At 68.5% G+C, this 24,555-nt stretch carries 38 protein-coding genes and 2 pseudogenes; 14 read left to right on the top strand and 26 right to left on the bottom strand.

Features of this window, described 5'->3' with window-relative positions:
* Positions 1-60 precede the first annotated feature (60 nt).
* Complete coding sequence (fdxA, locus tag RLT57_RS19855) at positions 61-381, top strand: ferredoxin (protein ID WP_311298741.1); 321 nt, start codon at positions 61-63, stop codon at positions 379-381.
* A gap of 107 nt (positions 382-488) precedes the next feature.
* Positions 489-1,589, top strand: coding sequence for a succinyldiaminopimelate transaminase (gene dapC / locus RLT57_RS19860; RefSeq protein ID WP_311298742.1), 1,101 nt, complete (start codon positions 489-491; stop codon positions 1,587-1,589).
* A 110-nt stretch (positions 1,590-1,699) separates the two neighbouring features.
* Here dapC and RLT57_RS19865 read toward each other — a convergent pair whose 3' ends face one another.
* Both RLT57_RS19865 and RLT57_RS19870 read right to left on the bottom strand, forming a co-directional pair.
* Positions 1,700-2,146: an ATP-binding protein gene (locus RLT57_RS19865; RefSeq protein ID WP_311298743.1), complete on the bottom strand. Its 447-nt coding sequence runs from the start codon at positions 2,144-2,146 to the stop codon at positions 1,700-1,702.
* A 343-nt stretch (positions 2,147-2,489) separates the two neighbouring features.
* Positions 2,490-2,888: pseudogene (locus tag RLT57_RS19870) on the bottom strand (Kelch repeat-containing protein); the annotation flags it as partial.
* On the opposite strand from RLT57_RS19870, the gene RLT57_RS19875 reads away from it, so the two are divergent.
* Positions 2,887-3,261 (top strand): hypothetical protein, encoded by a 375-nt coding sequence (locus tag RLT57_RS19875; protein ID WP_311298744.1) that lies wholly within the window; start codon positions 2,887-2,889, stop codon positions 3,259-3,261. The pseudogene RLT57_RS19870 and the gene RLT57_RS19875 overlap by 2 nt on opposite strands.
* An 87-nt stretch (positions 3,262-3,348) precedes the next feature.
* On the top strand, positions 3,349-3,513 hold the full coding sequence (locus RLT57_RS19880) for a hypothetical protein (protein ID WP_311298745.1): 165 nt from the start codon (positions 3,349-3,351) through the stop codon (positions 3,511-3,513).
* Positions 3,514-3,996: 483 nt separating this feature from the next.
* Here the strand turns inward: RLT57_RS19880 and RLT57_RS19885 are convergent, their stop codons facing one another.
* Positions 3,997-4,977, bottom strand: coding sequence for a heavy metal transporter (locus RLT57_RS19885; RefSeq protein ID WP_311298746.1), 981 nt, complete (start codon positions 4,975-4,977; stop codon positions 3,997-3,999).
* Between the two features lie 80 nt (positions 4,978-5,057).
* Here RLT57_RS19885 and dapE point away from each other — a divergent pair, with 80 nt between their 5' ends.
* The 8 genes and pseudogenes from dapE (at position 5,058) to RLT57_RS19925 (ending at position 11,368) form a co-directional block, all read left to right on the top strand.
* Positions 5,058-6,125: a succinyl-diaminopimelate desuccinylase gene (gene dapE / locus RLT57_RS19890; RefSeq protein WP_311298747.1), complete on the top strand. Its 1,068-nt coding sequence runs from the start codon at positions 5,058-5,060 to the stop codon at positions 6,123-6,125.
* A 177-nt stretch (positions 6,126-6,302) separates the two neighbouring features.
* Positions 6,303-6,866 (top strand): annotated as a pseudogene (locus tag RLT57_RS19895) (LOG family protein); the annotation flags it as partial.
* A 92-nt stretch (positions 6,867-6,958) separates the two neighbouring features.
* On the top strand, positions 6,959-8,686 hold the full coding sequence (locus tag RLT57_RS19900; protein WP_311298748.1) for a recombinase family protein: 1,728 nt from the start codon (positions 6,959-6,961) through the stop codon (positions 8,684-8,686).
* Positions 8,687-9,278: 592 nt separating this feature from the next.
* Positions 9,279-9,566, top strand: a complete 288-nt coding sequence (locus RLT57_RS19905; RefSeq protein ID WP_311298749.1) for a hypothetical protein — start codon at positions 9,279-9,281, stop codon at positions 9,564-9,566.
* 57 nt (positions 9,567-9,623) lie between these two features.
* Positions 9,624-9,875 (top strand): hypothetical protein, encoded by a 252-nt coding sequence (locus RLT57_RS19910; RefSeq protein ID WP_311298750.1) that lies wholly within the window; start codon positions 9,624-9,626, stop codon positions 9,873-9,875.
* An 85-nt stretch (positions 9,876-9,960) separates the two neighbouring features.
* Complete coding sequence (locus RLT57_RS19915) at positions 9,961-10,323, top strand: hypothetical protein (protein ID WP_311298751.1); 363 nt, start codon at positions 9,961-9,963, stop codon at positions 10,321-10,323.
* A gap of 69 nt (positions 10,324-10,392) precedes the next feature.
* Entirely contained in the window at positions 10,393-10,599 is a 207-nt protein-coding gene (locus RLT57_RS19920; protein WP_311298752.1) for a hypothetical protein, read from the top strand.
* 55 nt (positions 10,600-10,654) lie between these two features.
* A complete protein-coding gene (locus RLT57_RS19925) occupies positions 10,655-11,368 on the top strand; it encodes a hypothetical protein (RefSeq protein WP_311298753.1) in 714 nt (237 codons plus the stop codon).
* 52 nt (positions 11,369-11,420) lie between these two features.
* Here RLT57_RS19925 and RLT57_RS19930 read toward each other — a convergent pair whose 3' ends face one another.
* Genes RLT57_RS19930 through RLT57_RS19945 form a run of 4 tightly spaced genes read right to left on the bottom strand, consistent with a single transcriptional unit; the run spans position 11,421 to position 13,817 of the window.
* Positions 11,421-12,902, bottom strand: a complete 1,482-nt coding sequence (locus RLT57_RS19930; protein ID WP_311298754.1) for a hypothetical protein — start codon at positions 12,900-12,902, stop codon at positions 11,421-11,423.
* On the bottom strand, positions 12,899-13,084 hold the full coding sequence (locus RLT57_RS19935) for a hypothetical protein (RefSeq protein ID WP_311298755.1): 186 nt from the start codon (positions 13,082-13,084) through the stop codon (positions 12,899-12,901). The genes RLT57_RS19930 and RLT57_RS19935 overlap by 4 nt, the downstream gene beginning before the upstream one ends.
* Complete coding sequence (locus tag RLT57_RS19940) at positions 13,081-13,353, bottom strand: hypothetical protein (RefSeq protein WP_311298756.1); 273 nt, start codon at positions 13,351-13,353, stop codon at positions 13,081-13,083. Before RLT57_RS19940 ends, RLT57_RS19935 begins: the two co-directional genes overlap by 4 nt.
* On the bottom strand, positions 13,350-13,817 hold the full coding sequence (locus RLT57_RS19945; protein ID WP_311298757.1) for a hypothetical protein: 468 nt from the start codon (positions 13,815-13,817) through the stop codon (positions 13,350-13,352). Before RLT57_RS19945 ends, RLT57_RS19940 begins: the two co-directional genes overlap by 4 nt.
* A gap of 119 nt (positions 13,818-13,936) precedes the next feature.
* Between RLT57_RS19945 and RLT57_RS19950 the strand changes: the two genes are divergently transcribed.
* Positions 13,937-14,437 (top strand): hypothetical protein, encoded by a 501-nt coding sequence (locus RLT57_RS19950; protein WP_311298758.1) that lies wholly within the window; start codon positions 13,937-13,939, stop codon positions 14,435-14,437.
* 106 nt (positions 14,438-14,543) lie between these two features.
* Positions 14,544-15,293 carry a TIGR00730 family Rossman fold protein gene (locus RLT57_RS19955; protein WP_311300787.1) on the top strand — a complete coding sequence of 250 codons (750 nt, stop codon included), beginning with the start codon at positions 14,544-14,546 and terminating at the stop codon, positions 15,291-15,293.
* Here the strand turns inward: RLT57_RS19955 and RLT57_RS19960 are convergent.
* The 19 genes from RLT57_RS19960 to RLT57_RS20050 all read right to left on the bottom strand — a co-directional run bounded on the left by RLT57_RS19960 (position 15,283) and on the right by RLT57_RS20050 (position 24,508).
* Positions 15,283-15,579 carry a hypothetical protein gene (locus RLT57_RS19960; RefSeq protein ID WP_311298759.1) on the bottom strand — a complete coding sequence of 99 codons (297 nt, stop codon included), beginning with the start codon at positions 15,577-15,579 and terminating at the stop codon, positions 15,283-15,285. The genes RLT57_RS19955 and RLT57_RS19960 overlap by 11 nt on opposite strands.
* Positions 15,580-15,591: 12 nt before the next feature.
* Positions 15,592-16,080, bottom strand: a complete 489-nt coding sequence (locus RLT57_RS19965) for an HNH endonuclease signature motif containing protein (protein WP_311298760.1) — start codon at positions 16,078-16,080, stop codon at positions 15,592-15,594.
* A complete protein-coding gene (locus tag RLT57_RS19970; RefSeq protein WP_311298761.1) occupies positions 16,077-16,592 on the bottom strand; it encodes a hypothetical protein in 516 nt (171 codons plus the stop codon). The genes RLT57_RS19965 and RLT57_RS19970 overlap by 4 nt, the downstream gene beginning before the upstream one ends.
* Positions 16,593-16,601: 9 nt before the next feature.
* Positions 16,602-17,351 (bottom strand): transglycosylase SLT domain-containing protein, encoded by a 750-nt coding sequence (locus RLT57_RS19975; RefSeq protein WP_311298762.1) that lies wholly within the window; start codon positions 17,349-17,351, stop codon positions 16,602-16,604.
* A 94-nt stretch (positions 17,352-17,445) separates the two neighbouring features.
* The gene (locus RLT57_RS19980; RefSeq protein WP_311298763.1) at positions 17,446-17,751 is read right to left on the bottom strand and encodes a hypothetical protein; all 306 of its coding nucleotides are present in this window, start codon (positions 17,749-17,751) and stop codon (positions 17,446-17,448) included.
* Between the two features lie 2 nt (positions 17,752-17,753).
* Positions 17,754-18,503: a peptidoglycan recognition protein family protein gene (locus RLT57_RS19985; protein ID WP_399129045.1), complete on the bottom strand. Its 750-nt coding sequence runs from the start codon at positions 18,501-18,503 to the stop codon at positions 17,754-17,756.
* Positions 18,504-18,809: a hypothetical protein gene (locus tag RLT57_RS19990; RefSeq protein ID WP_311298764.1), complete on the bottom strand. Its 306-nt coding sequence runs from the start codon at positions 18,807-18,809 to the stop codon at positions 18,504-18,506.
* Between the two features lie 13 nt (positions 18,810-18,822).
* Positions 18,823-20,628, bottom strand: a complete 1,806-nt coding sequence (locus tag RLT57_RS19995) for a fibronectin type III domain-containing protein (RefSeq protein WP_311298765.1) — start codon at positions 20,626-20,628, stop codon at positions 18,823-18,825.
* Complete coding sequence (locus RLT57_RS20000; protein ID WP_311298766.1) at positions 20,618-20,797, bottom strand: hypothetical protein; 180 nt, start codon at positions 20,795-20,797, stop codon at positions 20,618-20,620. The genes RLT57_RS19995 and RLT57_RS20000 overlap by 11 nt, the downstream gene beginning before the upstream one ends.
* Positions 20,794-21,159, bottom strand: a complete 366-nt coding sequence (locus RLT57_RS20005) for a hypothetical protein (RefSeq protein ID WP_311298767.1) — start codon at positions 21,157-21,159, stop codon at positions 20,794-20,796. The genes RLT57_RS20000 and RLT57_RS20005 overlap by 4 nt, the downstream gene beginning before the upstream one ends.
* A gap of 40 nt (positions 21,160-21,199) precedes the next feature.
* The gene (locus RLT57_RS20010) at positions 21,200-21,436 is read right to left on the bottom strand and encodes a hypothetical protein (protein WP_311298768.1); all 237 of its coding nucleotides are present in this window, start codon (positions 21,434-21,436) and stop codon (positions 21,200-21,202) included.
* A 109-nt stretch (positions 21,437-21,545) separates the two neighbouring features.
* Entirely contained in the window at positions 21,546-21,794 is a 249-nt protein-coding gene (locus RLT57_RS20015; protein WP_311298769.1) for a hypothetical protein, read from the bottom strand.
* Between the two features lies 1 nt (position 21,795).
* On the bottom strand, positions 21,796-22,089 hold the full coding sequence (locus RLT57_RS20020) for a hypothetical protein (RefSeq protein ID WP_311298770.1): 294 nt from the start codon (positions 22,087-22,089) through the stop codon (positions 21,796-21,798).
* Positions 22,090-22,094: 5 nt separating this feature from the next.
* A complete protein-coding gene (locus RLT57_RS20025; protein WP_311298771.1) occupies positions 22,095-22,664 on the bottom strand; it encodes a hypothetical protein in 570 nt (189 codons plus the stop codon).
* Positions 22,661-23,257 carry a hypothetical protein gene (locus RLT57_RS20030; protein ID WP_311298772.1) on the bottom strand — a complete coding sequence of 199 codons (597 nt, stop codon included), beginning with the start codon at positions 23,255-23,257 and terminating at the stop codon, positions 22,661-22,663. The genes RLT57_RS20025 and RLT57_RS20030 overlap by 4 nt, the downstream gene beginning before the upstream one ends.
* A gap of 4 nt (positions 23,258-23,261) precedes the next feature.
* Positions 23,262-23,468: a hypothetical protein gene (locus RLT57_RS20035; protein ID WP_311298773.1), complete on the bottom strand. Its 207-nt coding sequence runs from the start codon at positions 23,466-23,468 to the stop codon at positions 23,262-23,264.
* Positions 23,465-23,725: a hypothetical protein gene (locus tag RLT57_RS20040; protein WP_311298774.1), complete on the bottom strand. Its 261-nt coding sequence runs from the start codon at positions 23,723-23,725 to the stop codon at positions 23,465-23,467. Before RLT57_RS20040 ends, RLT57_RS20035 begins: the two co-directional genes overlap by 4 nt.
* A gap of 3 nt (positions 23,726-23,728) precedes the next feature.
* Positions 23,729-24,103, bottom strand: coding sequence for a hypothetical protein (locus RLT57_RS20045; RefSeq protein WP_311298775.1), 375 nt, complete (start codon positions 24,101-24,103; stop codon positions 23,729-23,731).
* Positions 24,104-24,220: 117 nt separating this feature from the next.
* Positions 24,221-24,508, bottom strand: coding sequence for a stage V sporulation protein S (locus RLT57_RS20050; protein WP_311298776.1), 288 nt, complete (start codon positions 24,506-24,508; stop codon positions 24,221-24,223).
* Between the last annotated feature and the right edge of the window lie 47 nt (positions 24,509-24,555).

Raw genomic sequence — 24,555 nt, forward strand, 5'->3', positions numbered from 1 at the left:
GGGCATCGACGACGCCGCGCTCCCCGCGCGAGATGAGCCCTATCGAGGAGGAACGACAGCGTGACCTACGTCATCGCGCAGCCTTGTGTCGACGTCAAGGACAAGGCGTGCATCGAAGAGTGCCCGGTCGACTGCATCTATGAGGGCTCCCGGTCCTTGTACATCCACCCGGACGAATGCGTCGACTGCGGCGCGTGCGAGCCGGTCTGCCCGGTCGAGGCGATCTTCTACGAGGACGACACCCCGGAGGAGTGGAAGGACTACTACAAGTCGAATGTGGAGTTCTTCGACGAGCTCGGCTCGCCCGGCGGTGCCTCCAAGCTGGGCCTGATCGAGCGCGACCACCCCTTCATCGCCGCACTGCCCCCGCAGAACGGCTGACGCCGCCCGGGGACCACGCTGCGGGCCCCGTACGGCGACCAGCTGTACGGGGCCGTGGTGTCTCCCCTGGGCCCCGAGCCCGGCAGGGCACGAGCGAGAGTGAACACGTGAGCATCTCCGCCCGCCTCCCGGTGTTCCCCTGGGACCGCCTGGAGCCGTACAAGGCCGCCGCGGCCGCGCATCCGGACGGCGTGGTCGATTTGTCGGTAGGCACCCCGGTGGACCCGGTGCCCGACGTCATCCGGCGGGCGCTGGTTGCCGCCGCCGACAGCCCCGGCTACCCGCTGACCTACGGCACGGCCGCGCTGCGCGAGTCCGCCGCCCGCTATCTGCGGGACCGGCACGGGGTGGCCGGCGCGGACCCGGCGGCGGTCCTGCCGCTGATCGGCTCCAAGGAGCTGGTCGCGCTGCTGCCGCTGCTGCTGGACCTGCGCGAGGGCGACCAGGTCGGCTACCCGGACCTCGCGTACCCGACGTACGAGATCGGCGCGCTGATCGCCCGCGCCGAGCCGGTCCCGTACGGCGACCCGGTGGCCGAGCTCGATCCGGCGCGGGTCAGGGTGCTGTGGCTGAACAGTCCGTCCAATCCCACCGGGCGGGTGCTGGCGGTCGGCGAGCTGCGGCGGATCGTGGAGTGGGCGCGCCGGCACGGCGTCCTGGTGGTGTCCGACGAGTGCTACATCGAGCTGGGCTGGGAGGGCGCGGAGCCGGTCTCGGTGCTGCGGCCCGAGGTCTGCGGGGACAGCCACGACGGGCTGGTCGCGGTCCACTCGCTGTCCAAGCGGTCCAACTTCGCGGGCTACCGCGGCGCGTTCCTGGCCGGTGATCCGGCGGTGGTCCGCGAGCTGCTGGGGGTACGCAAGCACGCCGGCATGATCGTGCCGCAGCCGGTGCAGGCCGCGATGGCCGCCGCGCTCGACGACCGGGCGCACGCGGTGGAGCAGAAGGAGCGCTACCGCCGCCGCCGCGCCGATCTGCGGGCCGCCCTGGAGGGCGCCGGCTTCCGGATCGAGCACAGCGAGGCCAGCCTCTACCTGTGGGCCACCCGCGACGAGGGGTGCTGGGAGACGGTCGGCGACCTCGCCAAGCGGGGCATCGTCGTCGCCCCCGGCGAGTTCTACGGCCCGGCCGGCGCGCGGTTCGTCCGGGTCGCCCTGACCGCCACGGACGAGCGGGTGGCGGCGGCGGTCGACCGGCTGGCCGGCTGAGCCCCGGACCGGACGACGCGCCCGGCGGCGTAGGGAGGACGGAGGCAAAGGGGAGGGGCCCGGCGGACACCCGTGTCCGCCGGGCCCCTCCCCTTCCTGACGCGGGCCGCTCAGCCCAGCGGGAGCCCGCTCACGGGGAGACCGCCCAGCGGGAGGGCGCCGGTGCCGGGCGGCGTTGAGGCCGGCAGCAGGTCCGGCACCGCGCTGCCCGCGGACTCCGCGGTCGCGCCGACGATCCGGCCCGCCGCGTCGCCGGCGCCGCCCGTGGCCCGCCGCGCGGTGGGCAGCGCGGCCCTGGCGGTGGTGCCGACGACCCGGTCCGCGGCCGGCAGCACGGTCGTCGCCGCCTGGGTGCCGGCCTGGCCGGCCAGCAGGGACGCCTGGTGCGAGGTGCCCTGGACGGTGTTGCTCAGGCCGGTCTCCAGGTGGCTGAGGCCGCCCAGGTCCGGGTCGGGCGAGGCGGCGGCGTGGGCGGCGCCCGCCCCGATCAGAGGAGCGGCGGCGGCGCCGAGCAGCAGTGCGGCCTGGACGATCCGGCGCGGGAGGGGGAGGGACATGGTGCGTGGTGCTCCTTGTGCGGAGGGGGGAACCGTCGGGTGTCCGCCGGGCGGACACGCTGACTACCGCTCGGCGGGCCGGAAGGTTGCGGGGCACTCGGGTAAAGAACGGGCAATGCGTCACATCATAGGAATCCGGTGATCGGGCGGAGGCGCCGGCCGCCAGCGTCAGCTGCCCGGTGCTCTCGCTCAGCCGCGTCACGTCGGCCGAGCCGCTTTGGCCGTAGCCGGGCAGCAGCTCCACCGACGCCACCGGGCTGCCGGGGGCGTCGCCGCCGCCGACCTTGTACAGGCCGACCCCGCCGCCGCTGCGGTAGGCCGCGAGGTTGGCGTTCGGCAGCGTGCTCCAGGTGCCGGACTGCGGGTTGTACGCGTAGCCCCGGTCGGTCAGCGCGTCGGAGCTGACGCCGCCGGAGACCAGCAGCTGCCCGTTGGCCGCGGCATAGGCCGCGGCCCACTGGGTGGAGGGCAGGTCGGCGATCGGGGACCAGCTGTCGGCCGCCGGGTCGTAGATCTCCAGCTTCGGGTCGGGGTCGCCGGTCGGGCCCCGGCCGCCGGCGGCGTAGAACCTGCCGTCGATGAAGCCGTGGGCCGGGGACTCGCGGGTGTCGGACGCGCCCGCCGGCTTCGTCCAGCTGCCGGCGACCGGGTCCAGCGCGTACAGGTCCTTGCTGTCCACGGAGCCGTCGTAGCCGAAGGCCGAGTAGATCCTGCCGTCGTAGGCGCCGACGGCGTTGTCCATGACGCTCAGCGGGAAGTCCGGGGCGGTCTGCCAGGCGCCGTCCGACGGTCCCGCGGCCGGCCGGGCTCCCGTTCCTGCCCCGGCCACCGCCTTGGCGGCCTTGCCGGACAGCGGGGAGAAGGCCCCCCGGACCGTCTTCAGCGGGGCGCCCGCGGCCTCGACCCGGAAGCCGCCGGACTGCTCGCCCAGTTTCAGCGCGGCGGGCGCGCCGCCGGTGTTCTTCACCTTCAGGTTCTTGGCCGCCGACTTCCCCCAGCCGACCGAGGCGCTGGCCGATGCCGGGGTGACCGTCAACCGCCCGGCCTTGAGCTTGAAGTCGGCGCGCACCGCGCTGTCCGCGCCGACCTTCACCGTCTTGGACAGCGGGCTGTAGTGCGCCCTGGCCGCGCTGAACGGGTGGCTGCCGAGGACCGTGGAGAACAGCGAGTAGAAGCCGTCGCCGAGGTTCGGGTCGTCGGGGGTGGCCACCGTCGTCGCGGTCTCGGCCGGGGCCGCGGTGTCGGTGACGGTCGCGCCGCCCGCGCCCGCGCCCGCGCCGGTGTTGGCGTCGGTGACGGTGCCGACCACCAGCGCGCCCGGGTTGGGCGTCAGGGACCGGTCGCCGGCGAAGACGTCGTCGACCTGACCTGTACGCCGAGCGCGGCCGGCGCGGTGGCGCTGAAAACCGCCAGCAGGGCGGCGATCCTCCGCCGGGTAACGGGTCTGGGTATGTCGGACGTGCGCAAGTGTGACTCCATGCGTGATGGCAGGGGGCGACCCGTACGCGGTGCTCGGGCGACGGTGGGTGCGCGGGCATCCACCGGGGCTCAACGTGCGAGTCCTGCGCGGAACATGTCAATGAACGCGGAGCGTCGTGTTTCGGCACCCAGGGTGACGATCGGGATCCGGAATCGGCGGACCGGCACCGGAACTGACGGGCTTTCCGATGGTTTGTGTTGCCTGTGCGGCGGTTGTGCGCGGCGGCCGGGGCGGCCGGAGACCGCCGGAGCAGCGCGGGCGGGGTGCAGGCGTGAACACGACACGGCGGCAAGCCGCCAGGCCGGCGGACGCGGGAATCGGGGCAGGACGGGGCATGTCGCGAAGGGCGGCGGAGGCGGTCGCGGCCGGGTCAGCCCGCCACCGTGATCAGCACCAGCCCGTCCGGGCGGCCGCCCACCGGCGCACTGCTGCCGGTACGGGCGCCGCCACCGGTCCTGCTCGCCGCCGGCCGCTGCTTCTGCCAGCCCTTGGCCGACTGCGCCGCCTGCCAGTCCATGCCGCCGAAGGCCACCCGCTCGACCTTGAGGTCGTGGGCGTGCGCCACCGCCCACTGCGCCAGCTCCCAGCCGCGCCGGGTGCCGTCGCCCTCGGCGGCGCCCCCGGCCGGGGCGGACGGCACCGCGACCGTACGGGGCTGCCCGCCGTCCGCGTGCGGCGCGACCTGCGCGCCGAACTCGCGGGTCAGCAGGGCGGCCACGGCGGCCGTACTGCCGGGCCTGCCGCCCGCGCTGTACGGGGTGTCCGCGCCGGTCGTGCAGCTCAGCGCGCCCGCGTCGTGGCCGGACAGCGCGGCCGACAGCAGCGTGGCGTCGGCCTCGTGCTTGGCGTACGCCTGCGGGTAGCCGCTGCGCTGCACCCTCTGGGCGGCGACGGTCAGCGGCAGGCGGGTGTAGCCCTTGATCTTCACCAGGCTGTCGAAGAAGACGTTGGAGGCGTAGACCGGGTCCAGGATCTGCCGCTCGGTGCCCCAGCCCTGCGAGGGGCGCTGCTGGAACAGGCCCAGCGAGTCGCGGTCGCCGTGGTCCAGGTTCTCCAGCCGGGACTCCTGCAGCGAGGTGGCCAGGGCTATGGTCAGCGCGCGCTCGGGCAGCCCCCGCGCGGTCGCGACCGCGGCGACGGTGGCGGCGTTCCCCGCCTGCTTCACCGACAGCGACAGCTCGCCGCCGGCCGCCCGTACGGTGCAGCCCGCCCCCGGCGGGCCGTTCTCCTGCTCGAAGTGGTACGCCACGTAGCCCGCCGCGCCCAGCAGCACCAGCCCCAGGGCCACGATCCTCAGTCCGCGGCCGCGCGACGTCTCGCCCTTCCCGGGCCGGCTGGATGCGCTGGGCATGTGCCGACCCTACCGAAGCGGACGCGGTGCGGCCCACCACCTCACCCGGGCCGGCCGGGCGCCGTCATAGGGTCGGGCGCATGGGCAACGGACTGGACTTGGGGATGGACGCCGCGCGGCTGACCGCGCGGCTGGTCGACGTGCCGTCGGTCAGCCGGGACGAGAGGGCGCTGGCGGATCTCATCGAGGAGGCGCTGCGCGCGGTGCCGGGACTGCGGGTGGACCGGGACGGCGACGCGGTGGTGGCCCGGACCGCGCTGGGACGGGCGGAACGGGTGGTGCTGGCCGGCCACATCGACACCGTGCCGGTCGCGGACAACGTGCCGTCGCGGCTGGACGGGGCCGGGCTGCTGTGGGGCTGTGGCACCTCCGACATGAAGGCCGGGGTCGCCGTGCAGCTGCGGCTGGCCGCGACGCTGACGGCGCCGAACCGGGACCTGACCTACGTGTTCTACGACGCCGAGGAGATCGCCGCCGAGTTCAACGGCCTCAAGCGGCTGGTCGAACGGCACCCGGACTGGCTGGCCGGCGACTTCGCGGTACTGCTGGAGCCCACCGGCAACCGGGTGGACGGCGGCTGCCAGGGCACCTTGCGGGTCCAGGTGCGCACCACCGGGCGCCGCGCGCACTCCGCCCGCAGCTGGCTGGGTGACAACGCCATCCACAAGGCCGCGCCGATCCTGGCCCGGCTGGCCGCGTACGAGCCGCGGCGGGTCGAGATCGACGGCCTGGTCTACCCCGAGGGCCTGAACGCCGTGCTGATCGAGGGCGGCCACGCCGGCAACGTCATCCCCGACAGCTGCGCGGTGACCGTCAACTACCGCTTCTCACCCGACCAGAGCGAGGCCGAGGCGCTGGAGCGGGTGCGCGGGGTCTTCGACGGCTTCGAGGTCGTCCTGGCCGACAGCGCGCCCGGCGCCCTGCCGGGGCTCTCGCACCCGGCCGCCGCCGCGTTCGTCGCGGCGATCGGCACCGCACCCGCCGCCAAGGAGGCGTGGACCGACGTGGCCCGCTTCTCCGCGCTCGGCATCCCGGCGGTGAACTACGGTCCCGGCGACCCGACCCTCGCCCACACCCGGGAGGAGAACGTCGCGGTCGCGGCCGTCCTGGAGGCGGAGGAGAAACTGCGCCGCTGGCTGACGGGGTGACCGCGTACCGCCCGGCCGGCCGCGGCTGGCTGACGTGTACCGCCGTACGCCGTCCCGCGCCGCCGTGCCCGACTGCCGCGTCCCGCCGGAGGCGTCGGGGCGACGCGCGGGCGGGGGCGCCGCGCGGCACCCGACGACCCCCCGGCCGTGGCGCCCCGATATGCGTACGCTGCCGGTATGACTGAAGCATCCGAAACCGGCGACGCCGGCGAGTACCTGGACGAGGCCCAGGAAAAGGCCGCCGCGGCCAACGCGGCGGCCGAGCGCGCCACCTACGGCAACGGCTGGGCCGAACAGCGCACCGGCCCCGTGGTCCGCCGCCGCGGGCAGGTCCAGGCCGGCACCACCGACCAGCGGCTGCTGGACAGCCACGGACCGACCGACTGGGTACACGGCGACCCCTGGCGGGTCATGCGGATCCAGTCCGAGTTCGTCGAGGGCTTCGGCACCCTGGCCGAACTCGGCCCCGCCGTCAGCGTCTTCGGCTCCGCCCGTACCCCGGTCGGCTCCCGCGAGTACGAGGCCGGGGTGCGGATCGGCCGCGCGCTCGCCGAGGCGGACTTCGCGGTGATCACCGGCGGCGGCCCCGGCGCGATGGAGGCGGCCAACAAGGGCGCACTGGAGGCGGGCGGCGTCTCCGTCGGCCTCGGCATCGAGCTGCCGTTCGAGCAGGGGCTGAACCCCTACGTCGACATCGGCGTGAACTTCCGCTACTTCTTCGTCCGCAAGACGATGTTCGTGGATTGTTGGTCAACACGAGTATCGAGATACCCCTCCAGAGGACCCCCACCTGCAAGACTGGGAACCGAGGGGGGCTGACCAACGGAGGCTTGATGCAGCTCCTCGAAAAGCTTCGGAAAATCCCCGGATTCGAAGTCCTCATCGCGATCATCTACTTGCGGATCTCGACCGACCGGGAAGAGCAGTTCAGCCTCACGGAACAGCTCATGGTCACCACAGAGTTCTGCGACAAGTGGGGCATTGGCGTATACGCCGTTATCGAAGACCGGGGCGAATCCGGTGGCACCTTCGAGAAACGCAAGATGGCCACCGTCTTCAACCACGTACGGCAGGGCGACGCCAATATCGTCCTGACTGCCGACCGCAGCCGGTTTGGTCGAGGTGGGATCACCCTCAACCAGGCTTGGGAAAAGCAACTCAACGAGGTCGGCGGCTATCTCATCGCCGCGAAAAACCCTACCGACATCACCACTTCGGAGGGACGCACTCAGCGCGACACCGACGACTTCGTTGCACATATTCAGCGCAACCACATCGGCGACCACTGGATTCGGACGCACGCGCGCCGCCGCAAAGAAGGTAAGCCTCATACGGGGGCGCCTCGTATGGGCTACATGATCTGCCCAGAGTGCACCCTGACCGAAGAGACTCTCTCGAACGGGAAGATAAGGCGCCGGGTCACCAAGCAGTGCGGCGAGTGCAATGGGCTCCATCAGATCGACAAGTTCCGAGCAGATGCCCTCGCGGAATTCATGGAACGCTGGACTGACGGAAACGAGCCCGCCCGTCGTCTGGTCATCGAGATGCGGAAGCGGGGTGTCACCTCTGTTCGCAACAACCCGATGACTGAAGCCCAGTGGTTTGCCGCGCTGGATACGGGTTTCGGCGCAGGGTGGCTTCGCAGGCGAACGATCCCGGCAACAGGGCGTGGACTGACGCGCAAGTACACCAGCAATCGTCCCGACACCTACGACGTCTGGGAGCTGGGTAAGCACAAGCCCTGCATCACCAAGCCGGGACTCTGGGAACGCTATAAGGCCAAGCGGGGAACGCCGGCAGAAGAGGCGGCCTTCTCCTCTAAGGTTAAGCACCCGTTCAGCCCGTTTCTGCGCTGCGGTCGGCCGAAAGATCCCGAGCGCGTACCGGTGACAACTCCCGGAGAGCTGTGCCGGAGTCGTATGACGGCAGGCAAGTCGAGAACAGGTCCCAAGGGCGCGAAGACCTATGTCGGCACGTACGGTTGCCGGGCAGTTCGAGAGAAGCTGTGTAGCGGGATCACCATCAGTCGGCATCTGGCAGACAAGTGCGTGTTGGACTGGTTGTCAGAGCAAGCCTCGGATGAGGAAAAAGGACGCGAGGCTGTCGCGAAGGCGGCGGTGAAGAAGGCGGAAGTCGAGAAGAAGAAATCCGCACTTCAGGAGCTTGAGACGAAGATCGCGGTTCTGGAGCGCAAGCTTTCCAGGCTTACGGACTTGCAGCTTGACGAAGAGGCTGCCCTGCACCCGACGGCCTTCCGCATCAAACAGGCCGAGATCACCGCAGAACTCGATCCCCTCACCGCGATGCGGGATCAAATGAAAAAGAAGGCTTCAGCTCGGGTATCGAAGCCGCCGTCGCCCGCTGAGTTCCGCAGCCTGGCTGATACGTGGCCGCTGATGAACGACGACGAGAAGCGCATGTGCCTCGAACCGCTGGTCGACCACATGCTAGTGGTCAAGCAGCCCGGGAAGAAGAACAATCGCTTGGTGATTGTCCCGCACTGGGAAGTTCCTGCGGAAGAGGAATCTTCTCAAGACGACCATCTAGCCGCATGCGGCTGAGGATGGTCCCGTAGGCGCCCCAGAACCGATCCATGCACTGATCGCGGTGCGCGGCCTGGTCCGGGGTAAGCCCAGCGCCCGGGGAGCGGTCATTCGTCGACATGGCAATGACCTTCCCCGGGTGCTGGCGTTTTGTCAGCGGCCATTGGGGTGAATGAATTACAGTTAGAAAATACCAAGAGAGCGAGGTTCGGTGGCCAGGCATACCGTTCGGCTGCGGGGCGAGGGCCGGTTCCAGTGCACGGGCTGTCGGGCCGCTTTTGCCTCCAAGGAGCGGGCGGGGCAGGCGGAGTTCGAGTGCCCGGAGGTCCCTCTACCCCACGGATTCAGGCGGGAGCACATCGTGTATCCCACCTGGGGGCGCGACCGATCCTGCGAGGACTGGAATTGCGATGAGCCGGACCCGACACATCTGCACGGGCCCGAGCCATATTGCGATGACACGGGTTGCCCCTGTATGACGCACACCTGCGACTGCGATGTGTGCGAAGGCAGGGTTCAAGCCCCGGGACTGAACGTCCTGCGGGATAATCACGAGGGCGACGAAGCCGAGAAGCTGAGTCGTCGAGACAAGGTGGGGTGAAAGGACGACATGAGTTACGTCGTGGCGAAGTTGAAGCTGGAGGCCGGCGGAGACGACCTGGTGGTCACCGACGAGATCAAGGTGGCCACCAAGGTCGAGGACGCGGTCAACCGGATCGGTGGCTGGAACGGTGACGTCTTCGCGGTGTGGGACGTCGATGGCCGGCCGAACCCGGCCGAGGCCGAAGGCATCGCACAGAGCCAGCTCCCGGAGTCCCTGTGGGTCATCGCGGGGGAGATGCCGTTCCAGATCGAGGACCGGTACATCGAGACGGTACGGCAGGACAGCCGTGGCTGAGCCAGCCCGACAGCCGTCCGAGGCACCTGGAGAGGCCACGGCGGAGGTGAATCTCCGATGATGGGGTTCTACGTCGACAAGCGGGCGCCGGGGATCGCCGTCGTGTGGGAGGGCGGCACAGGATTCCAGCTCCGCAGGTTCCGTGCCGATCCGGACTACGGGGAGGTCACCATCCTCGGCGGGGCGGCGACGGACGAGAACTTGAACATGCGGCGCAAGGCCACGCCCGACAACGTCCAGGCGCACATCGGCGCTATCTTCGACCGGCTGGAAAAGGAAGAGATCACGCTCAAAGAACCGGCCGAATAAGCGCCATCTCATCCACGAAGCCCCTCGTCTCCTTCGGGAGCCGGGGGGCTTCTGTCATGTCCAGACACATTTCGAGGAGGAGTCGATGGATGACTCGCGGATAACGCCTTCGCTGCTCGGGTTCGTCACGTGCGTACCGAATGAGCGGATGGAGACCGACGAGTTCTGGGAGCGCGTGGGGCACGCCCTGGTTGGGCTGGTGCCGCTGCGCATCTGGGAGCTGCGGGACGCGAGCGAGCTGGAGATCGGCGTGTTGGCGAAGGAGTGCTCGGCGCTGATCGCGTCCGGGGCGGACGCCTTCATGTTCCAGAAGCAGCAGCAGAAGCCGACTGGGGTCCTGGCGGCCCTGGCGACGGCGTTCGCGGTCCTGGCACGAGTCGAGGGCGGGATCACGCACCTGGGCGTGCACGCGTGCTTGGAGCCGCATGCGGGGTGCCCGAGGGAGTAGGCCGACGCCGTAGGTCGGTCAGCCCCCGCTTCGGTCCGGAGCGGGGGCTTCGTCATGTCTGGAGGTCTCGTGTCTTTCCTCTTCTCGGTTCTGGAGTTGATCTTCTACAGCCCCTGGACGGCGGTGGCCACCTTGGGCGTCCTTGTTGTGGGGGGCTTTTCCCTTGTACTGCTGGCGGACTCTGACTGGCGGCCGAAGCTGCCGACGATGCCGAAGCCGAGGATGCCGAAGCTGAGGAGGCGGAGGAAGCCGAAGAGACGGCACCGGAAGAGGTGAAAAATCCCGTACTGGCGGTGGCGGATGGTAGACAGGCGCTGTGAAGGAGAGGCGTATGGACAACCGACTGGAGACTCGTCTGGCGGCCGTGATCGCGACGGTGTCGGCCCTGGAATCGGGTCTCAAAGACCCCGAACTCCTCAGCGTGGGTGTGGCGATCCGCAAGACGGCGGAGAAGCTGGGGGTCAACGACACTACGACGCGGGCGGACGTCTTGATGCTGCTGGCGGAGGGGCGGCTTGTGCAGGTCTCACATGTCGGCCGGCGCCTGCTCTTCCCGTGGCCGGCGCAGGATGAGGAGGCGCCGACGCCGTGGGTGAACGGCGCGGTTAAGCGTGGCTGGTACGAGATCACCGATCACCGGCAGCCCGGCCCGGCGATGGCGAAGGTCCGATTCCTCTTCACGCCGGAGCGTCTGGCAGCCGTGATGAAGCGCCTTCGCGAGGCAGACGCCTCCGAGAAGGCCGAGGTGCAGGAGCGCGAGCAACGCCGCCGTGAGGCGTACGCGGCGGAGAGTGCGGCGAGGGACGCGGAAGAGAAGGCGGCCTTCAGGGAGCATTACCCGGTCTTGGCCGACTTGCTGGAGCGGCTCCACGCACAGGTGCACGTGCCGGGGCGCTCGGCGATGGGAGTGCGGGTGGACGTGCAGGAGAACCGAAGCCTCGGTGCGTTGGGACGGGTGTCCATCGAGGTGACCGACGAGAGGTTCGGCGCCTTGGAGGCGATCTTGCGGGACGGCCTGGGTGAGCGGGGCGAGGAGCTGCCGTAGGAGCGGGTTCCGGTCGGGAAGTACGCGGAAGGGGTTACTCCCTTGGCGTGGGTTACTCGACGATCTCGGCGTCCATGATGCCCATCTGGCCGAGGGCGTCTTCGGCTGACACTGTTCCGGCGGGGGACAGCGCGGGGGGCCCGTCGCTCTTTGGCCCGAAGAGTCGGCTGATCAAGCCGACCTCCGCGTTGTCCTTGCTCTGCATCTTCATCGAGAAGGTGAATCCGGCCTCTTCGATGTCGGACTTGAGCTTGACGAATCTCGCGAGGCGATCCATCTCCTGGGAGAGATTTGGGTCGGCGTACCCGCCTTCTACCTCCTCTGACATGCGCATAGAGAAGACGCGCATGGCCTGCATGCTGATCATGCTGTCAAGGAGCGCGATGTACTGCTCCTTGGTGCGGACGCGGACGGGCAGCTCGTACGCGCAGGATTCCCCGGGCTGGTACTCGGGGCACTTTTGGGCCAGGAAGCACCCGTCACAGACGCGGACGCCGGGGTCGACGGCGTTGATGCGGTGCTCGGTGCGGGTGCGGCGTTCACCCGTGTCGGGGTCGGTGTAGCGGTGAAGGAACTCCTCGGTCTCGATGCCGGGTAGCAGTTTCCTCACTCGTTTGGCAGACGGCTCAGTTACCCCCTCGTGCCCGGCCTTCTCGGGCGTCGCCGTAACTGTGGGGGCACTGCTTTCCGCGTTGTCTGGTGTGGGGGGTAGGGGCGTTGTAGTTACTGTCTTGCCATGGCGCTGCGAGATGTGGTCGATCTGATGGCGCCACGACCACAGGGACAGCCGGAGGTTCTCGCTCGCGTCGTCGTTGTCGATGAGGTCTGCGTCGAAGCCGGCGCCGGTGATGAGGGTGCGGTGGCGCTTGCGTGCCTGCCCCTTGTATCTGGCGGGGTACCGCTTCATCTCGTTGCCGGTCCAGACGAACGTCTCGCCGTGTTGGGCGGCGCTCAGCCAGGTGGTGGAGGAGACGGAGTACCAGTCGGCGGAGAGCATGAGTGGCGGGGATGAGAACCCCATCCCGTGGAGCTTGATCTGGCGGGAGAGGCTGCGGAGTACGGGGATGATGTCCCGGTCGCCGCAGGTGCCCTGACCGACGGCGATGTAGGGGTATTGGTCGGCCATGCGCTTGAGGGCGTCGAGGCCCCATTCCTCGTGCCAGACGACGATGGACTTTTCGGGGTCGAGGTGCTGCCGGCGGGCCTCGATCCAGTCGCGGCCCATGGGCAGTGCGTCGAACTCCGTGTACGCCTGGACGCGGTCCAGGTTCTGTTCGGCGAACTCGTCGTAGTGGTCGGCTATCTCCTGGATCTCCTCGGGGGTGACCTCGACGCCGGCCCGGTTGAGCGTGTGACAGCCACTGTCCAGGAAGACGGACTGCTCGGGGGAGTAGTGCTCAGCGATCGACCAGGGCTTGGTGAACTTCACCCGGCGCCGCAACCCCATGTAGGACATGCCGACGTGGGGGACGCTTTCGGCCGCGCACAGGGTTCTGTGGGAGGGGATTTCTGTGCCGGCGAAGTAGAAGATCACGATGTCTCCGGGCGGGCTGCGTCGTAGAACTGCTGGCGGCGGAAGTGGTGGTTGTCCTCTGCGCAGATTCCGGCGACGTCCTGGGTGACTCGGTCGAGCGCATTCGCGGCCTCGGGATAGCACTCGTGTGCGTGGCGGAGGATCTCGGCCAAGGCGCGGTAGTGCTTGCGGGACATGCTCATGCGGCGCCTGCTTCGCGGGTGTCGATCAGGGTGACCACGGTGGCGCCGTTGTGGCCATGAATCTCCACGACGTCGTTGATGGAGTCGTAGACGGCGGTGGAGGCGATGTGCGTGTTCCAGCGCATGGCTACGGTGCCGTCGGGAAAGATCACGCCTCCCGCCACGGTCCCGGTGCCGGAAATTCCGGTGACGTCCTCGGCGCGGTCGAGGTGGAACCGCACGAGATCGGTGTCTCGGCGGTGGGCCGTGGTGGTGTGCTTGGCGCTCATGGCTGCTCCGTGCTGTGGGGGAAGAGGCGGAGATCGTGCTGGCGCTCGACGGCACCGGCGAGGTCGGTCCAGGGGCGGACTTCCTGGGGGCTGGGGGTGGGCTGCTGGGGCCCTTGGAAGGCGGGGGTGACGAGCGCGGTGTTCCAGCCGGCCGAGGTCTCGGCTGTGGCGCAGGCGGGGTCGGACTCGATGACGAGGGCGCCGATGCGCCAAGCGCGGACGCGCTGGAGTACTTCGAGGCGGCCGGCCGGTCCGGGCTCGGGGGCGTGGAGGTAGGACTGGTGGCCGGTCAGGTGCCGCTTGGTGAGCCACAGAGCGATGTCTTGCTCGGTCCACGTGTGGGAGAGCAGGTGCAGGCGCGAGTTCTTGACGAGGGCCTGGTACAGGCCCCATCCGGTGTCGTAGTGGCCTTCGGTGCCGGGTATGCGGAGGACGCCTTCGACGACCAGCACGGCTGTCAGCACGTTGATCAGCTCCGTATGCCTGATAAGTGCAGAAAGCGTATTAATGCTGGATTTTGGAACGGTAATGATTGGCACCCGCGACTGCGGCGTTAGGGTGCGAGCAGAAGGGGGAGAAGCCGGTGACGATTGAGGAGTTGCTTCTTGCGGAGATGCGGGCGCAGGTCTCCAGGACGCCGAAGACGGGCCGCAGGGCCGCGTGGGCTTTCGGGTCGCTCGCGGATCTTCTGCTGGAGCACGGCAGGCTCTTCACGCCGGCGTCCTTGCCGGCGTCGGTGCATCGGCTCAGCCCGAGGCAGTGCTACGCGAACGCATTCGCCCTGGCGACCGTCCGGCCCGAGTTGGTCTACGCCGAGGGGTACGCGGTGTGCGACTACGACGGAGATCTGATCCATTACCAGCACGCCTGGTGCGTTGCCGAGGACGGGACTGTCGTAGATCCGACATGGCTGACGCCGGGCGACGCCTACCTGGGTCTGCCTATCGGCCCTCGGGTCGGAGCCCCACGGTTCGGACCGGGGCTGATCCACGAAATGAGCCAGCTCGCACCGGTGTTGGAGTTCGGCTTGTCCGATGACGCCCTGGTGGCCGTCGGCCGTCCGGCAGTATCCCTGAGCGGTTGAGCAGGGTGGCCATGCTGACATCCCCCGTCGGTAACCCTCGCGGATCTACCCTGGCCCGGAATGACGCATAGCAGTGAAGGAGCACATTGTGGCTAGTCCCGAGGAAATGCAGGCCCCTGAAGAGCAACGGCAGGGGCCGGTGATCCGCCGACGCGAGCAGGTGCAGCCGGGCACCACTGATCAGCGCCTGCTGGACAGCCACGGCCCCACCGACTGGGTGCACAGCGATCCGTGGCGGGTGCTGCGTATCCAGTCGGAGTTCGTCGAGGGCTTCGGCGCGCTGGCAGAACTCGGTCCCGCTATCAGCGTCTTCGGCTCCGCCCGGACGCCGCGCGACTCCCGCGAGTACGAGGCCGGCGTGCGGATCGGCCACGCCTTGACCGAGGCGGGCTTCGCCGTCATCACCGGCGGCGGCCCCGGCGCGATGGAGGCCGCCAACAAGGGCGCCCTCGAAGCGGGCGGCGTCTCCGTCGGCCTCGGCATCGAGCTGCCCTTCGAGCAGGGCCTCAACCAGTACGTGTCCCTGGGGCTCAATTTCCGCTATTTCTTTGTAAGAAAAATGATGTTCGTTAAGTACGGCCAAGGGTTTGTTGTGCTGCCGGGGGGACTGGGAACCCTTGACGAACTCTTCGAGGCGCTGACCCTTGTTCAGACGAAGAAGGTCACGCGCTTCCCGATCGTGCTCTTCGGCACCGAGTACTGGGGTGGCCTGGTCGACTGGCTCAGGAACACGCTGGTTGCACAAGGAAAGGCGTCTGAGAAAGACCTCATGCTCTTCCACGTTACGGACGACGTGGAAGAGGCCGTTGCCCTGGTCTCGAAGGAAGTCGGCCAGCACGGCTCCATCACAGCTTGAGGCTGTCGGCGAGGGACCTGGTCTGTGCGGCCTGCTGCATCTGTGCCGTCATCGCCATGAGCTGGTGCGCGGTGATGGCGGCCTGCTTGGACGCCTCGATGTCCGAGACGACCTCGGAGCAGCCGAACTTCATCTCGATGACAGAGGTGGGGTGTTCGGCTGTGACGGACTTCGAGAGGTCGCTGATGGCCTCCCACTCTCCGTTTTCGTGCTGGACGACCATGAATGCGGTGCGGACATTGAGGCTTCCGCCGAAGTTCGAGGACTCTACTGTGTCGAGCGGCATGAGGTTGTTCTCCTAGTCGATGTCATGTGCGTAGAGGTCTTCTTTTTCCTCGCGTGCTGCCTTCCGGCGAGCGCGGTCGCGAGTACGGATGCAGGTGATGCACTCGCGTCGGCCGGAGTGCCAGCGGGTGTTTTCATCCGTGTATTCGTGACCCTTGGGACAGTGGGTCTTGCGCGCGTTCTTCGCGGAGAAGGACTCTCCCCGGGCCACGTTTTCCGTGGCCGGCACGGGCTCCAGGTGTTCAGGGTTGCAGCAGGAGCGAATGCGGCAGCGGTGGTCGACGTGCCAACCCGGGGGAACCGTCTTCTGGTTGGCCAGTTCCCAAGCGATGATGTGGGTGCCCTTGACGTGACCGGTGGGCAGCCGGAACTTGCCGTATCCGTAGTCGTCGCGGGCTCCCTGCCATATGTGGCAGTCGTCGAATTCGGTGCCAGGGTCGACCTTGTCGAAGAAGCGCCTCTCCCAGCCGCCTTTTGGGGCGAGGTGGTTGCCGGCGGTCATTCGTAGAGCCCGAGCTTTGCGCGCATCTTCTGCTCGTTGACGCTGCGGATGGGGCAGTAGTCGCAGAGATACCTCTGTCCCGCAGGGTTCGCCTTGTTCCACTTGGGCAGACCTTCGGCCCTGCGGTCGGCAGCGGTCGGCGGGATGAGGATCTTCTTGTCCGAGTGGAAATCGGAGCAGGTCTCCGGCCGGCCCCGGCCGCGCCAGCACTGCATGGCGTCCGCCTTGAGGGTGTCCACGGCCTGATAGACCCACGGTTCCAGCCCGGTGGCGCCCTCTTCCTGCCAGACGCGCTTGAGGATTTCTTCGCGAGCGGCGCTGTCGGAATGCCAACGGTCCTCGTCTACGCCTTCGATCGGGTAGAGCCGGCCGAGGTGTCGCTCACCGTTGGGATACTGGTGCTTCGCGACGGCGTATTCGAGGACCATGTCTCCGCGCGGATCACCTTCGTAGTGCGGGAGCACTTCGGTGGAGTGGCAGTCCTTGCAAAGAAGCAGGCGGATCTTCGTCATGCGTTGACGCTAATACCACCCATTTTTCTGCCAGAAATTCCAGGCTCCGCACGGAGTTCCGTAGTTGTTCTCCATGTAGGAGAGCCCCCACTTGATCTGGGTACGGGGATTGGTGCGCCAGTCGGAGCCGGCGGAGGCCATTTTTGATCCCGGGAGGGCCTGCATGAGGCCGTACGCACCCGAGCTGGGATTGGTGGCGAAGAGGTTCCAGCCGCTCTCGTGGTCGACCACGTTGTCCAGGCAGGTGTACTGCGAGGAGGACAACTGGGCGCGGGCGAAGTTCTTGGCGCCGGCCACGGTCGGGGCCTGGCCGGAGAGGGACACTCGGGCAGCCGAGCGGGACGAGCGCGAGGCGGTGCGCTGTTCGACGGCTTGGCGCTCTGCGGCGGCGTCGGCGGCGGCCTGGCGCTCCGCTGCGGCTTGTGCCCGACGCTGGGCGGCGACGCGGCGTTCTGCGGCTTCGGCTGCGGCCCGGCGCCGTGCTGCGGCTTCGGCCTGGACGCGGCGGTAGTTGGCGGCTTGCGCGGAAGCCTGCTGCTGGAGGGCGCTGACGGCCTCCAGGTGGCTGCTGGCCGGAACGAGGTCGAGGGGAATCATCGACGGCGTGAGCACGGCGGGCGGAGGCGGGCTCTGGGGTGGCTTGGCGTCGGCTGGCTGGACCAGGTAGAGGGTCGTCAGCAGGACGGCGGCTGCGGCGGAGATCAGGCGGCACGTGTGCCAGGAGATGTTCGGGAGCTTGGAGAACTTCGGGCGGGACACCGGGTGTCCTTTCTACGACGACAGGACCCCGGCCATCCCGTGGGCGTTCCGGCGTCTGTCACCGTAGGGCCTCAAAAAATGAGGCGGGTAGCCGCTAAACGGGCGGCTGACCGTACGGAGTGTTGGGAGTCACGGCGGCGGTTGCCGGCACGACGGCGTCCTTCGTGGAGTAGGACGGAGGGCGGGCCAGGCCGAGGAACCAGCCGAACTTGGGGTTCACGCGCGCTTCCAGGAGCCGGAAGAGCCCGTAGTAGACGGTGATGAATCCGGCCATCAGCGCAGTGGCGAGGGCCTGCTGATTGATGGTGATGTATACGTGCGCGAGCGCCGTTGCCGCGAACCCCACGAGGGTGGGGATGACGGTGCGCCACAGCGACACGAGCCAGTCGTACACGGTCATGTCTAGGCTGCTTTCTTTTCCAGCGCCGCGAGGCGCTTTTCGTAGTCGAGTGCCTTCTTCTCAAGAGCAGCCACCCGGGACTCGATGGTGGGCGTCGGGGTGGTGGGCGGGGTGGTCCCCGGGCTCCAATTCGAGGCGTGCTTGAGACGCTCGGCGACACGAGCGCGCATGGAGACCATCGTGAAACCCTTGGGGTCGGACTTCCAATCGCTCCATTCCAGGTGCCCGATTACCGACTTGTCGCCCCACCCGTGGGCGCGACAAATGGCTGCCGATACCCGGGTGATGGCTTCGAGTTGCGCAGCCGGCCAGGGGTCCTTTCCGTCGCCGAGATTTTCGCACTCGAAACCGTAAAAACGGGCGTTGCCGTCTACGGCGCCGGCACTGCCTTCGTGCTGGTGAGTGGCGGGGGGTGTGCTGGTGTAGCTTTCAGCGATGACGGCGTTCAGCACATTTGCATCTCCGCCGCCCGCATGGTTCGCCCGTCCGTATCCGACGAGATAGACGGTGCCGTTCTTGGCAATCATTCCGTGGCACAGCGGGCCGGGCAGCTCCGAGTCGCCGTCCTTGACGTACTGGACCGTGTTGGTTGTGCCTTGGGTGACGGTGTGGTGGATGACCACACCATGGACGGGTCCCCATGCGCCCTTGGCGTTGCGGTTGTGGGTCGCCCAGGAGCCGACTTCGACGACGGTGACTCCCTCGGCGCGCAGGGCCGAGATGAACGATGCGGAAGTGAGCGGGGTGGCCATTTACTTCACCTCCGGCCAGGCCCAGTGGCCCGGGTCGGTGCCCTGGGTGCGCGAGGTTGCCCAGTAGTGGTCGTTGCCGTCGAGCGCGACCTGGAGGTTGACCGCGTCGGAGGGCTCGAAGATTCGGACGACCTGAGCCGGACAGACCTGTCCTTCGGCGGCAGGATTGCCGTGATGGACGATGACGCCCGTGCGCTCGGCGCCGGGGTTGGCGTCCTGGGCGTCCTTGCGCCTGCGGTTGATGTCGCTGGCGTCCTGGTCGGAGAGTCGGTAGAGGACTATCCGGCCGAGAGTGGGAGTTGGCACTGTCTCGGCCTCCTTACGAAGCGGGGGTGGTGCCCGTGACGGACGGGCTGGACTTGGCGCCCTCGCCGACGCTGTTCACGGCGGCCACGGTGATCGAGTACGCAGTGGAGGGCGTGTAGCCGGTGAGGGTGGTGGAGTTGGTGCCGGCCGGGACCGTGGCCTTGAGCGTCGAGCCGTCATAGACCCGGTGAGCGGTGACGGCCGGCTGGGCACCGGTCGGCGGAGTCCAGGCAACGTCCATGCCGGTGGCGGTCACGTTGGTCACGCCGACGGACGTGGGGGCACCGGGCACGGCGTTGGTCTTGCCCGTGATCGCGGTGGACTTCACCGACTCGCCGACGGAGTTCGTGGCGGTCACGGTGATGGAGTAGCTCTGGCCGGCGGTGTAACCGGTGACGGTGCCGCTGGCGTTGGGCGCGTTGACGTCGCCCTTGTTGGTGCTGCCCTGGTAGAGCGTGTACTTGGTGACCGGCGGGTCCATCGTGATCGCGTTCCACTGGACGGGGACGCTGGTCGTGGAGGGGCTGCCGCTGAGTGCGAGGCCGGTGGGGGCAGCAGGCGCGGCGGGGGTGGGAACGGTGCCGGTCAGTGCGGTGGAGGCCGGCCCCACACCGAGGCTGTTGCCGGCGACGACGGTGAAGCTGTACGCCTGGCCGGCCTTGTAGGACAGCGTGATGTGCGGCGCGGTGCCGAGCGGGGCGTCGACCGTGGCGACCTTGCGGACGCCGTCGTAGACCGCGTAGTACGTCGGGCTGCCGTTGGTGGGTCCGATGGATGGTGCGGCGAGGGTGAGCTTGACCTGGCCGCCGACGACCGGGGACTCCGTGAGGGTCGGCGTCCCTGCCTTGCCGGGGACAGCCGTGGCCGGAGGAATCTGGCTGCGCAACACGATGGAGAACGGCCCCGTGGAGGTGCCGTTGGCATCGGTGCGGACGGCGCGGACCTTGAGGGCCAGGAGTTGGTCAGGCACGGTGAAGTTCGGAGTGGTGTACGTGACGGTCTGCGCGCTGCCACTGGGCTGGTTGATCTCGCCGAGCTTGACGTCGCCGAGTTCGAGGCCGATGCGGGCGGGGTCCATGGGGACGTCCGTCTCGCGAGAGGGGTTGGTGTAGACCTCGTACTTGGTGACGTTGAGCTGCTTCTGCCAGCGCAGGGAGATGGGGCCGCCGCCGCTGGAGGTGATGACCGGCAGAGGTCCCGCGAACTGAAGGTCGTTGACCGGTCCGGGCGGCAGGGTGTTGTGCTGCTGGTCGTAGCCGACGGCCGGCGTGGTGATGGTCAGCGGGTCGCTCGCCGCGCCGTAGACGTCGTCGTGGTTGTAGGCCGCGACGGTGACGGTGTAGGAGGTCTCCGGCTGGATACGGACCCACTGCGGGTGGACGGGGTCGGTCCGGTCCCAGTAGCCGGTGATCAGGGCGTCGGTGTCGCCTCCGGGCACTGTGACGTCGCCCTCGCCGACGATGGTGACGCGGTGGCCGGCAATGTAGATGTGGTCCAGCCCCCGGCTGCCGAGGCTGTAGCCGCCCTGATCGGGCAGCGGCGGCAGCGGCGGCATCTTGGAGTGCGCCGCGATTTCACCGATGTTCGAGTGCCAGTAGAGCTGGACTTCGTGGGGCTGGACGCGGCCGGCGCCGGTGGGCTGGCCGTCGGCGGTCTTGTACCAGGTGGGCTTCGGGGGAACGACGCTGTCGCCGTAATCGACGGGCCGTTCCGCGACACGCTCTTCGGCGGTCAGGGGCTCCTCGACGAGGCCGACCGCTGACCCCGGCTCTGCCGTCAGCGCCGTATTCGTCTCAAGGTGCCACTTCTCATTCGCCATCAGCAGGGCCTTTCTCGGCAGTTGGTTCAATCTCCGCGTCGTGGTCCGGTCGACGCGGGACCGGCGGAGGATCTTCGGGGATGTACCTGGCGATCAGCCGGAAAATGACGAGCCCGATGGCGCTGACCAGAATGGACACCATCTGAGCCGCCACGTCGCTCATGTTCATGGCCGCTCCCGCATGTGGCGCAGCCACGCCGAAAAGGCCGCGAGGGAAACACCGGCGAAAGCAGCCACATTGGCGAACTGCATCCAGAGATTGGCCGGGGAGTTGATCAGCGAAATCGACGCGAACGCGAGCAGATAAGCGCCCAGGTATCCCATGAGGCGAAGACTCGACGTCTTCAGCGAATAGACCGTCGAGACCACCCCGAGGGCGACGCCGAAGGTGGTGTACACCAGCGCGATGCAGTAAGCGACGCTGTCATTCGACGCGTCCACGACAGAGAAGGGCGTGGACCCGAGAGCCTTCTGAAGGGCGGCGGCTGCCGTGAAGACGCTCAGCCCCGCGCCGAGGATCTTCTTGGTCACCGCTGGCGGGTAGAGGTACCCGCTGCACTCTCGCTTCACGTCACATCCCGAGGTCGAGGTGGGGTGCCGGGGTCGGCACAAAGTTCGGAGTGGAGACCGGCCGGCCGTCGGGGAGGTGCTTCACCGGGGCCTCGTGGATGCCGTGCCATCGGTCGTCCAGGTCGCGGCGGACGGCGTACGTGGCCGCCTCGACGACGCCGCCACGATCGGTGACGACCTTCTTGTAGGCGCCGTCAGTGAGACCCTCTTCGAGGTCTCCGGAAAGGGAACGCGGCATCGCGTAGCTCACTTCGGACCACCCGCCTTCTTCTTCGCGATCGTCTTCATCAGGAACCGCGCCTTTTCCTTGCAGCGCAGCCAGATGCTGTAGAGGTTCGGCAGGCGCATCAGCCGTCACCGAGCTTTCGGACAGCGGGAGCCGCGCGCTTCTTGGACGATCCGGAGGCGATGCCGGCGCCCATCGGGCGGCCCACGGAAACCCCGGCAGCGAACTCGGACGTGGTCGAGGGGGCCTTTGGGGCGTAAGCGCCCTTGGTGCGCTGGTCCTGGAGATTCGACTTGCCGTGGGTTACTCCAGTGACGTTGTCGCCCCGGCCGGTCCGGCGGCGGTCAGTGGTACGGGTTGCCTTGGGCATTTCAGATCACTCCCAGAGCGGGGTACGAGGTCGCGGAATACCCGGACTGGCGCTGGCTGTAGTCGACGCGACTGCCCGGGTAGACCTCGTCCAGTCGGGCGATATCGGAAATTCCGAGAATGTGCTGCCGATACCCGAACCTCGGAGGAGTTCGACCAATGTTCGGGATGGGCGGCTTGATGCGTCGCACGGCATCCGGGGGCATGTCGGTCCACTCGCGCAGGTAGTTGGTGACCTGCTGCTCCTGGAGTGACGACCAGGGGCGGTGCGCGTACATGGAATCCTGGGAGAGCACCGCCATCACCTCCAGGCCGGCTTGAAACGCATGAGCTGCGCGCGACGCTGCTCGTTGACAGCCGTGAAAGGCGGAGTGATTTCCTGGGTGTACACCCGCTGAGCAGTGGCGAATCGAGCCTCCGTGGAGACGAGAGTCTCCGACTTGCCGTCATTTACGAGCGGCGAGCCGATGAAGCTGCCTCGCTGTGTCCACCGCTCGCCGCGCGCCTGGGCTTCGAGAGCTGCCGTCGGATTGACGTCGTCGGTCCAGTAGTAATCCACCGGGTCTACGCGCTCCCCCTTGTGCACGCCGCGCTGGTAGCTGCGCTGAGTGGCCCGGTTCCCGATGGAATTGAGAAGCCGGTCCTGGCGGCGGGTTCCGGCGCCGATCGTCCCGAGATACCCATCCGGGTATTCGGCACTGGGGACATGCCCGGTCTCCATCAGCCGGCGGGCGTCGAGAATGTCTCGGGCGCCGGTCATGAGGAATCCGCCCGAGCCTCCGGTGTACGTCACCGCGCCGCTGACCGGTGCCTGGTACGGCGGGTTGTACGAGAGGTTGGCGTTGGCGCCTGCACGCTGGGGGTAGCTCATGCCTTGTTCCACCCCCGACTGGTCTTGAAGAGGGGATTGCCGGAGCGGGCCGGGTCGGTCGCGGCACGATTCACCGAGGTGACGGCGCGAGCGCCCAGCCCGACGGCCAGGCCGCCCATACGCCCTGCTCGTCCCACCCATGCCGGCGCCTGGGGCCGTACGGGGGGTGTGCTGGCTGGCACGGGGCCCGGCTGTGCAGGGGCCGGTGCCAGGGGCGCGGGACGGCTGTACGTGGAGGACCGGTTGGGGTCGGGTGCCGGACCGAAGCGCTGGCCGGCTGCCTGGTAGGCGGAACGGTTGATCGTCACGGCGGGCCGGTCGGGAGCGGGCGCCGCAGAGGGCGCGGCGGCCGGGGCCGGCCAGTGAGTGGGAGCAGGGCCTGCGGCCGAGGGGGAAGCGGGGCCGCTCGGGGTCGGACCGAGCATGCTGATCTCCGGCTGCGTCCAGGTCGGGCTGGAGGAGGCAGCCGGTGCCGGGTCGGAGGGAGGCGGCGGGGGTGTGACGCGCTGGCTGGCCATGGACCGTGTGCTCATGCCGGGGAGGGCGTGCTGAGCGGTGTGGAACTGCTGGCCGTTGAAGTTGGCGAGTCCCATGAGGTCACCTCCCGGTTGATGCGGCGCCGTGTGCGAATTCCTGGAGCGTCGGGCCCCGTTCGAGCCCGGCGTTGAAACCGAATGAGGAGTCGGCCTGCTGGTCCATGTCGGAGCGGCTCGGGGCGACGGCCAGGGAGCCGGTGGTCGCGGAGCCGGTCAAGGGCAGGGAGGCGGTGCGAGGGCTGCTGGGGGAAGTGACGCCAGTGCTCATGAACGGGCCCACCCCATGTCGTCTGCGGGGCCGGGAGCCGAGGCCGGCCCGGAGTTTCCGCCGCCGCCCTGCATGGCGTGAGCCGCCGACGAGCCGAACTGCATGGCGGACAGCACCCGGCTGCCGCTGCCGGCCGACCTGGTCCCGGCGCTGATTGCACCCGAGCGTGCAGCGGCGGTGACGGCGGTGCCAGCCGCTTCCCGGGCCCCGACGGACAGGGCGGCGCGGCCGAGCATGCCGGCGAGGAGAGGCCACATGGGTCAGCCCGCCTTGTAGCCGGTGGACCCGCCCGCGCGGAAGTTGTCCTGCTCGCCGAACGCGCTGCGGACCTTGCGGGAGCTGGTGGTCGCGCAGCACGGGCAGCCGGGGCCGTGGTAAGAGCGGGCGACGGAGACGACACCGGCCGGGCCGTAGGTCTCGGCGGCCGACGTGGTCCGCTGGCTGCGGTGGGCGGCGTCCTTCACGGTCGGGTCCTGGTCCTTGGACAGCCCGGAGCGCGAGCGGGAGATGCCGTTGGTGGGTCGGACCCAGGTCACGCGGTGGGAATCGTCGCCCATGGTCGGGAACTCACCGGTGCTCAGGGAGTTGACGGTGCTCGTCCTGCCCTTGTTGGGCGGGGTCCAGTGCTGGCTCATGTTCTCCTCCGCGTGGCGGTCGGGGCCCTGGAGATGCTGAACACGAGTGATGTATGAGTTAGTGACGACTGGGCCTGCTGTCGGGAGTTTAGGTCTGCGCAGTTTTCGGCGAATATTTCACGAGCCCATGACCCGGATCGCGATGCCGAGGATGTCGCCTTGAGGTGACTTGCTGCGGAAGAAGGAAATCTCCTCCGTCAGGCGAGTTCCGAACGAGCTTACGAAGGACTGAGCGATGGGGATTGCCTTGACCGACTGATTGACTGCGCCTGCACCAACGGGCTTCAGTACGACGACGTGGCCGGCGTTGATGGCATGGGCAATCGCAGATCCGAGTTCGGGCGCCGGAGTCGTCGACTTGACCCGGAACTCCTTCTCGGAGACCGCGTCCGATTGAGTCTGCACGATGAATACTCCCTGCATCTTTTGCTGATGCAGGGAGCGTAGGCGTC

The sequence above is a fragment of the Streptomyces sp. ITFR-21 genome (genome assembly GCF_031844685.1).
Lineage (GTDB): Bacteria > Actinomycetota > Actinomycetes > Streptomycetales > Streptomycetaceae > Actinacidiphila.

Bases quoted from the DNA above. Each gene is read 5' to 3' on its own strand.
- RLT57_RS19910 (WP_311298750.1), top strand. From the start codon at position 9,624: ATGATGGGGTTCTACGTCGACAAGCGGGCGCCGGGGATCGCCGTCGTG.
- RLT57_RS20045 (WP_311298775.1), bottom strand. From the start codon at position 24,103: ATGAGCCAGCACTGGACCCCGCCCAACAAGGGCAGGACGAGCACCGTC.
- RLT57_RS19955 (WP_311300787.1), top strand. From the start codon at position 14,544: ATGCAGGCCCCTGAAGAGCAACGGCAGGGGCCGGTGATCCGCCGACGC.
- RLT57_RS20040 (WP_311298774.1), bottom strand. From the start codon at position 23,725: ATGTGGCCTCTCCTCGCCGGCATGCTCGGCCGCGCCGCCCTGTCCGTC.
- dapE (WP_311298747.1), top strand. From the start codon at position 5,058: ATGGGCAACGGACTGGACTTGGGGATGGACGCCGCGCGGCTGACCGCG.
- RLT57_RS20010 (WP_311298768.1), bottom strand. From the start codon at position 21,436: ATGCCGCGTTCCCTTTCCGGAGACCTCGAAGAGGGTCTCACTGACGGC.
- RLT57_RS20035 (WP_311298773.1), bottom strand. From the start codon at position 23,468: ATGAGCACTGGCGTCACTTCCCCCAGCAGCCCTCGCACCGCCTCCCTG.
- RLT57_RS19965 (WP_311298760.1), bottom strand. From the start codon at position 16,080: ATGACCGCCGGCAACCACCTCGCCCCAAAAGGCGGCTGGGAGAGGCGC.
- RLT57_RS19980 (WP_311298763.1), bottom strand. From the start codon at position 17,751: ATGACCGTGTACGACTGGCTCGTGTCGCTGTGGCGCACCGTCATCCCC.
- RLT57_RS19900 (WP_311298748.1), top strand. From the start codon at position 6,959: ATGCAGCTCCTCGAAAAGCTTCGGAAAATCCCCGGATTCGAAGTCCTC.
- RLT57_RS19925 (WP_311298753.1), top strand. From the start codon at position 10,655: ATGGACAACCGACTGGAGACTCGTCTGGCGGCCGTGATCGCGACGGTG.
- RLT57_RS19935 (WP_311298755.1), bottom strand. From the start codon at position 13,084: ATGAGCATGTCCCGCAAGCACTACCGCGCCTTGGCCGAGATCCTCCGC.
- RLT57_RS20030 (WP_311298772.1), bottom strand. From the start codon at position 23,257: ATGGGACTCGCCAACTTCAACGGCCAGCAGTTCCACACCGCTCAGCAC.
- RLT57_RS19995 (WP_311298765.1), bottom strand. From the start codon at position 20,628: ATGGCGAATGAGAAGTGGCACCTTGAGACGAATACGGCGCTGACGGCA.
- RLT57_RS19960 (WP_311298759.1), bottom strand. From the start codon at position 15,579: ATGCCGCTCGACACAGTAGAGTCCTCGAACTTCGGCGGAAGCCTCAAT.
- RLT57_RS19905 (WP_311298749.1), top strand. From the start codon at position 9,279: ATGAGTTACGTCGTGGCGAAGTTGAAGCTGGAGGCCGGCGGAGACGAC.
- RLT57_RS19875 (WP_311298744.1), top strand. From the start codon at position 2,887: ATGACGCTCAGCGGGAAGTCCGGGGCGGTCTGCCAGGCGCCGTCCGAC.
- RLT57_RS19985 (WP_399129045.1), bottom strand. From the start codon at position 18,503: ATGGCCACCCCGCTCACTTCCGCATCGTTCATCTCGGCCCTGCGCGCC.
- RLT57_RS19915 (WP_311298751.1), top strand. From the start codon at position 9,961: ATGGATGACTCGCGGATAACGCCTTCGCTGCTCGGGTTCGTCACGTGC.
- RLT57_RS19970 (WP_311298761.1), bottom strand. From the start codon at position 16,592: ATGACGAAGATCCGCCTGCTTCTTTGCAAGGACTGCCACTCCACCGAA.
- RLT57_RS20015 (WP_311298769.1), bottom strand. From the start codon at position 21,794: ATGCCCAAGGCAACCCGTACCACTGACCGCCGCCGGACCGGCCGGGGC.
- RLT57_RS19940 (WP_311298756.1), bottom strand. From the start codon at position 13,353: ATGAGCGCCAAGCACACCACCACGGCCCACCGCCGAGACACCGATCTC.
- RLT57_RS20000 (WP_311298766.1), bottom strand. From the start codon at position 20,797: ATGAACATGAGCGACGTGGCGGCTCAGATGGTGTCCATTCTGGTCAGC.
- RLT57_RS19885 (WP_311298746.1), bottom strand. From the start codon at position 4,977: ATGCCCAGCGCATCCAGCCGGCCCGGGAAGGGCGAGACGTCGCGCGGC.
- RLT57_RS20025 (WP_311298771.1), bottom strand. From the start codon at position 22,664: ATGAGCTACCCCCAGCGTGCAGGCGCCAACGCCAACCTCTCGTACAAC.
- RLT57_RS19865 (WP_311298743.1), bottom strand. From the start codon at position 2,146: ATGTCCCTCCCCCTCCCGCGCCGGATCGTCCAGGCCGCACTGCTGCTC.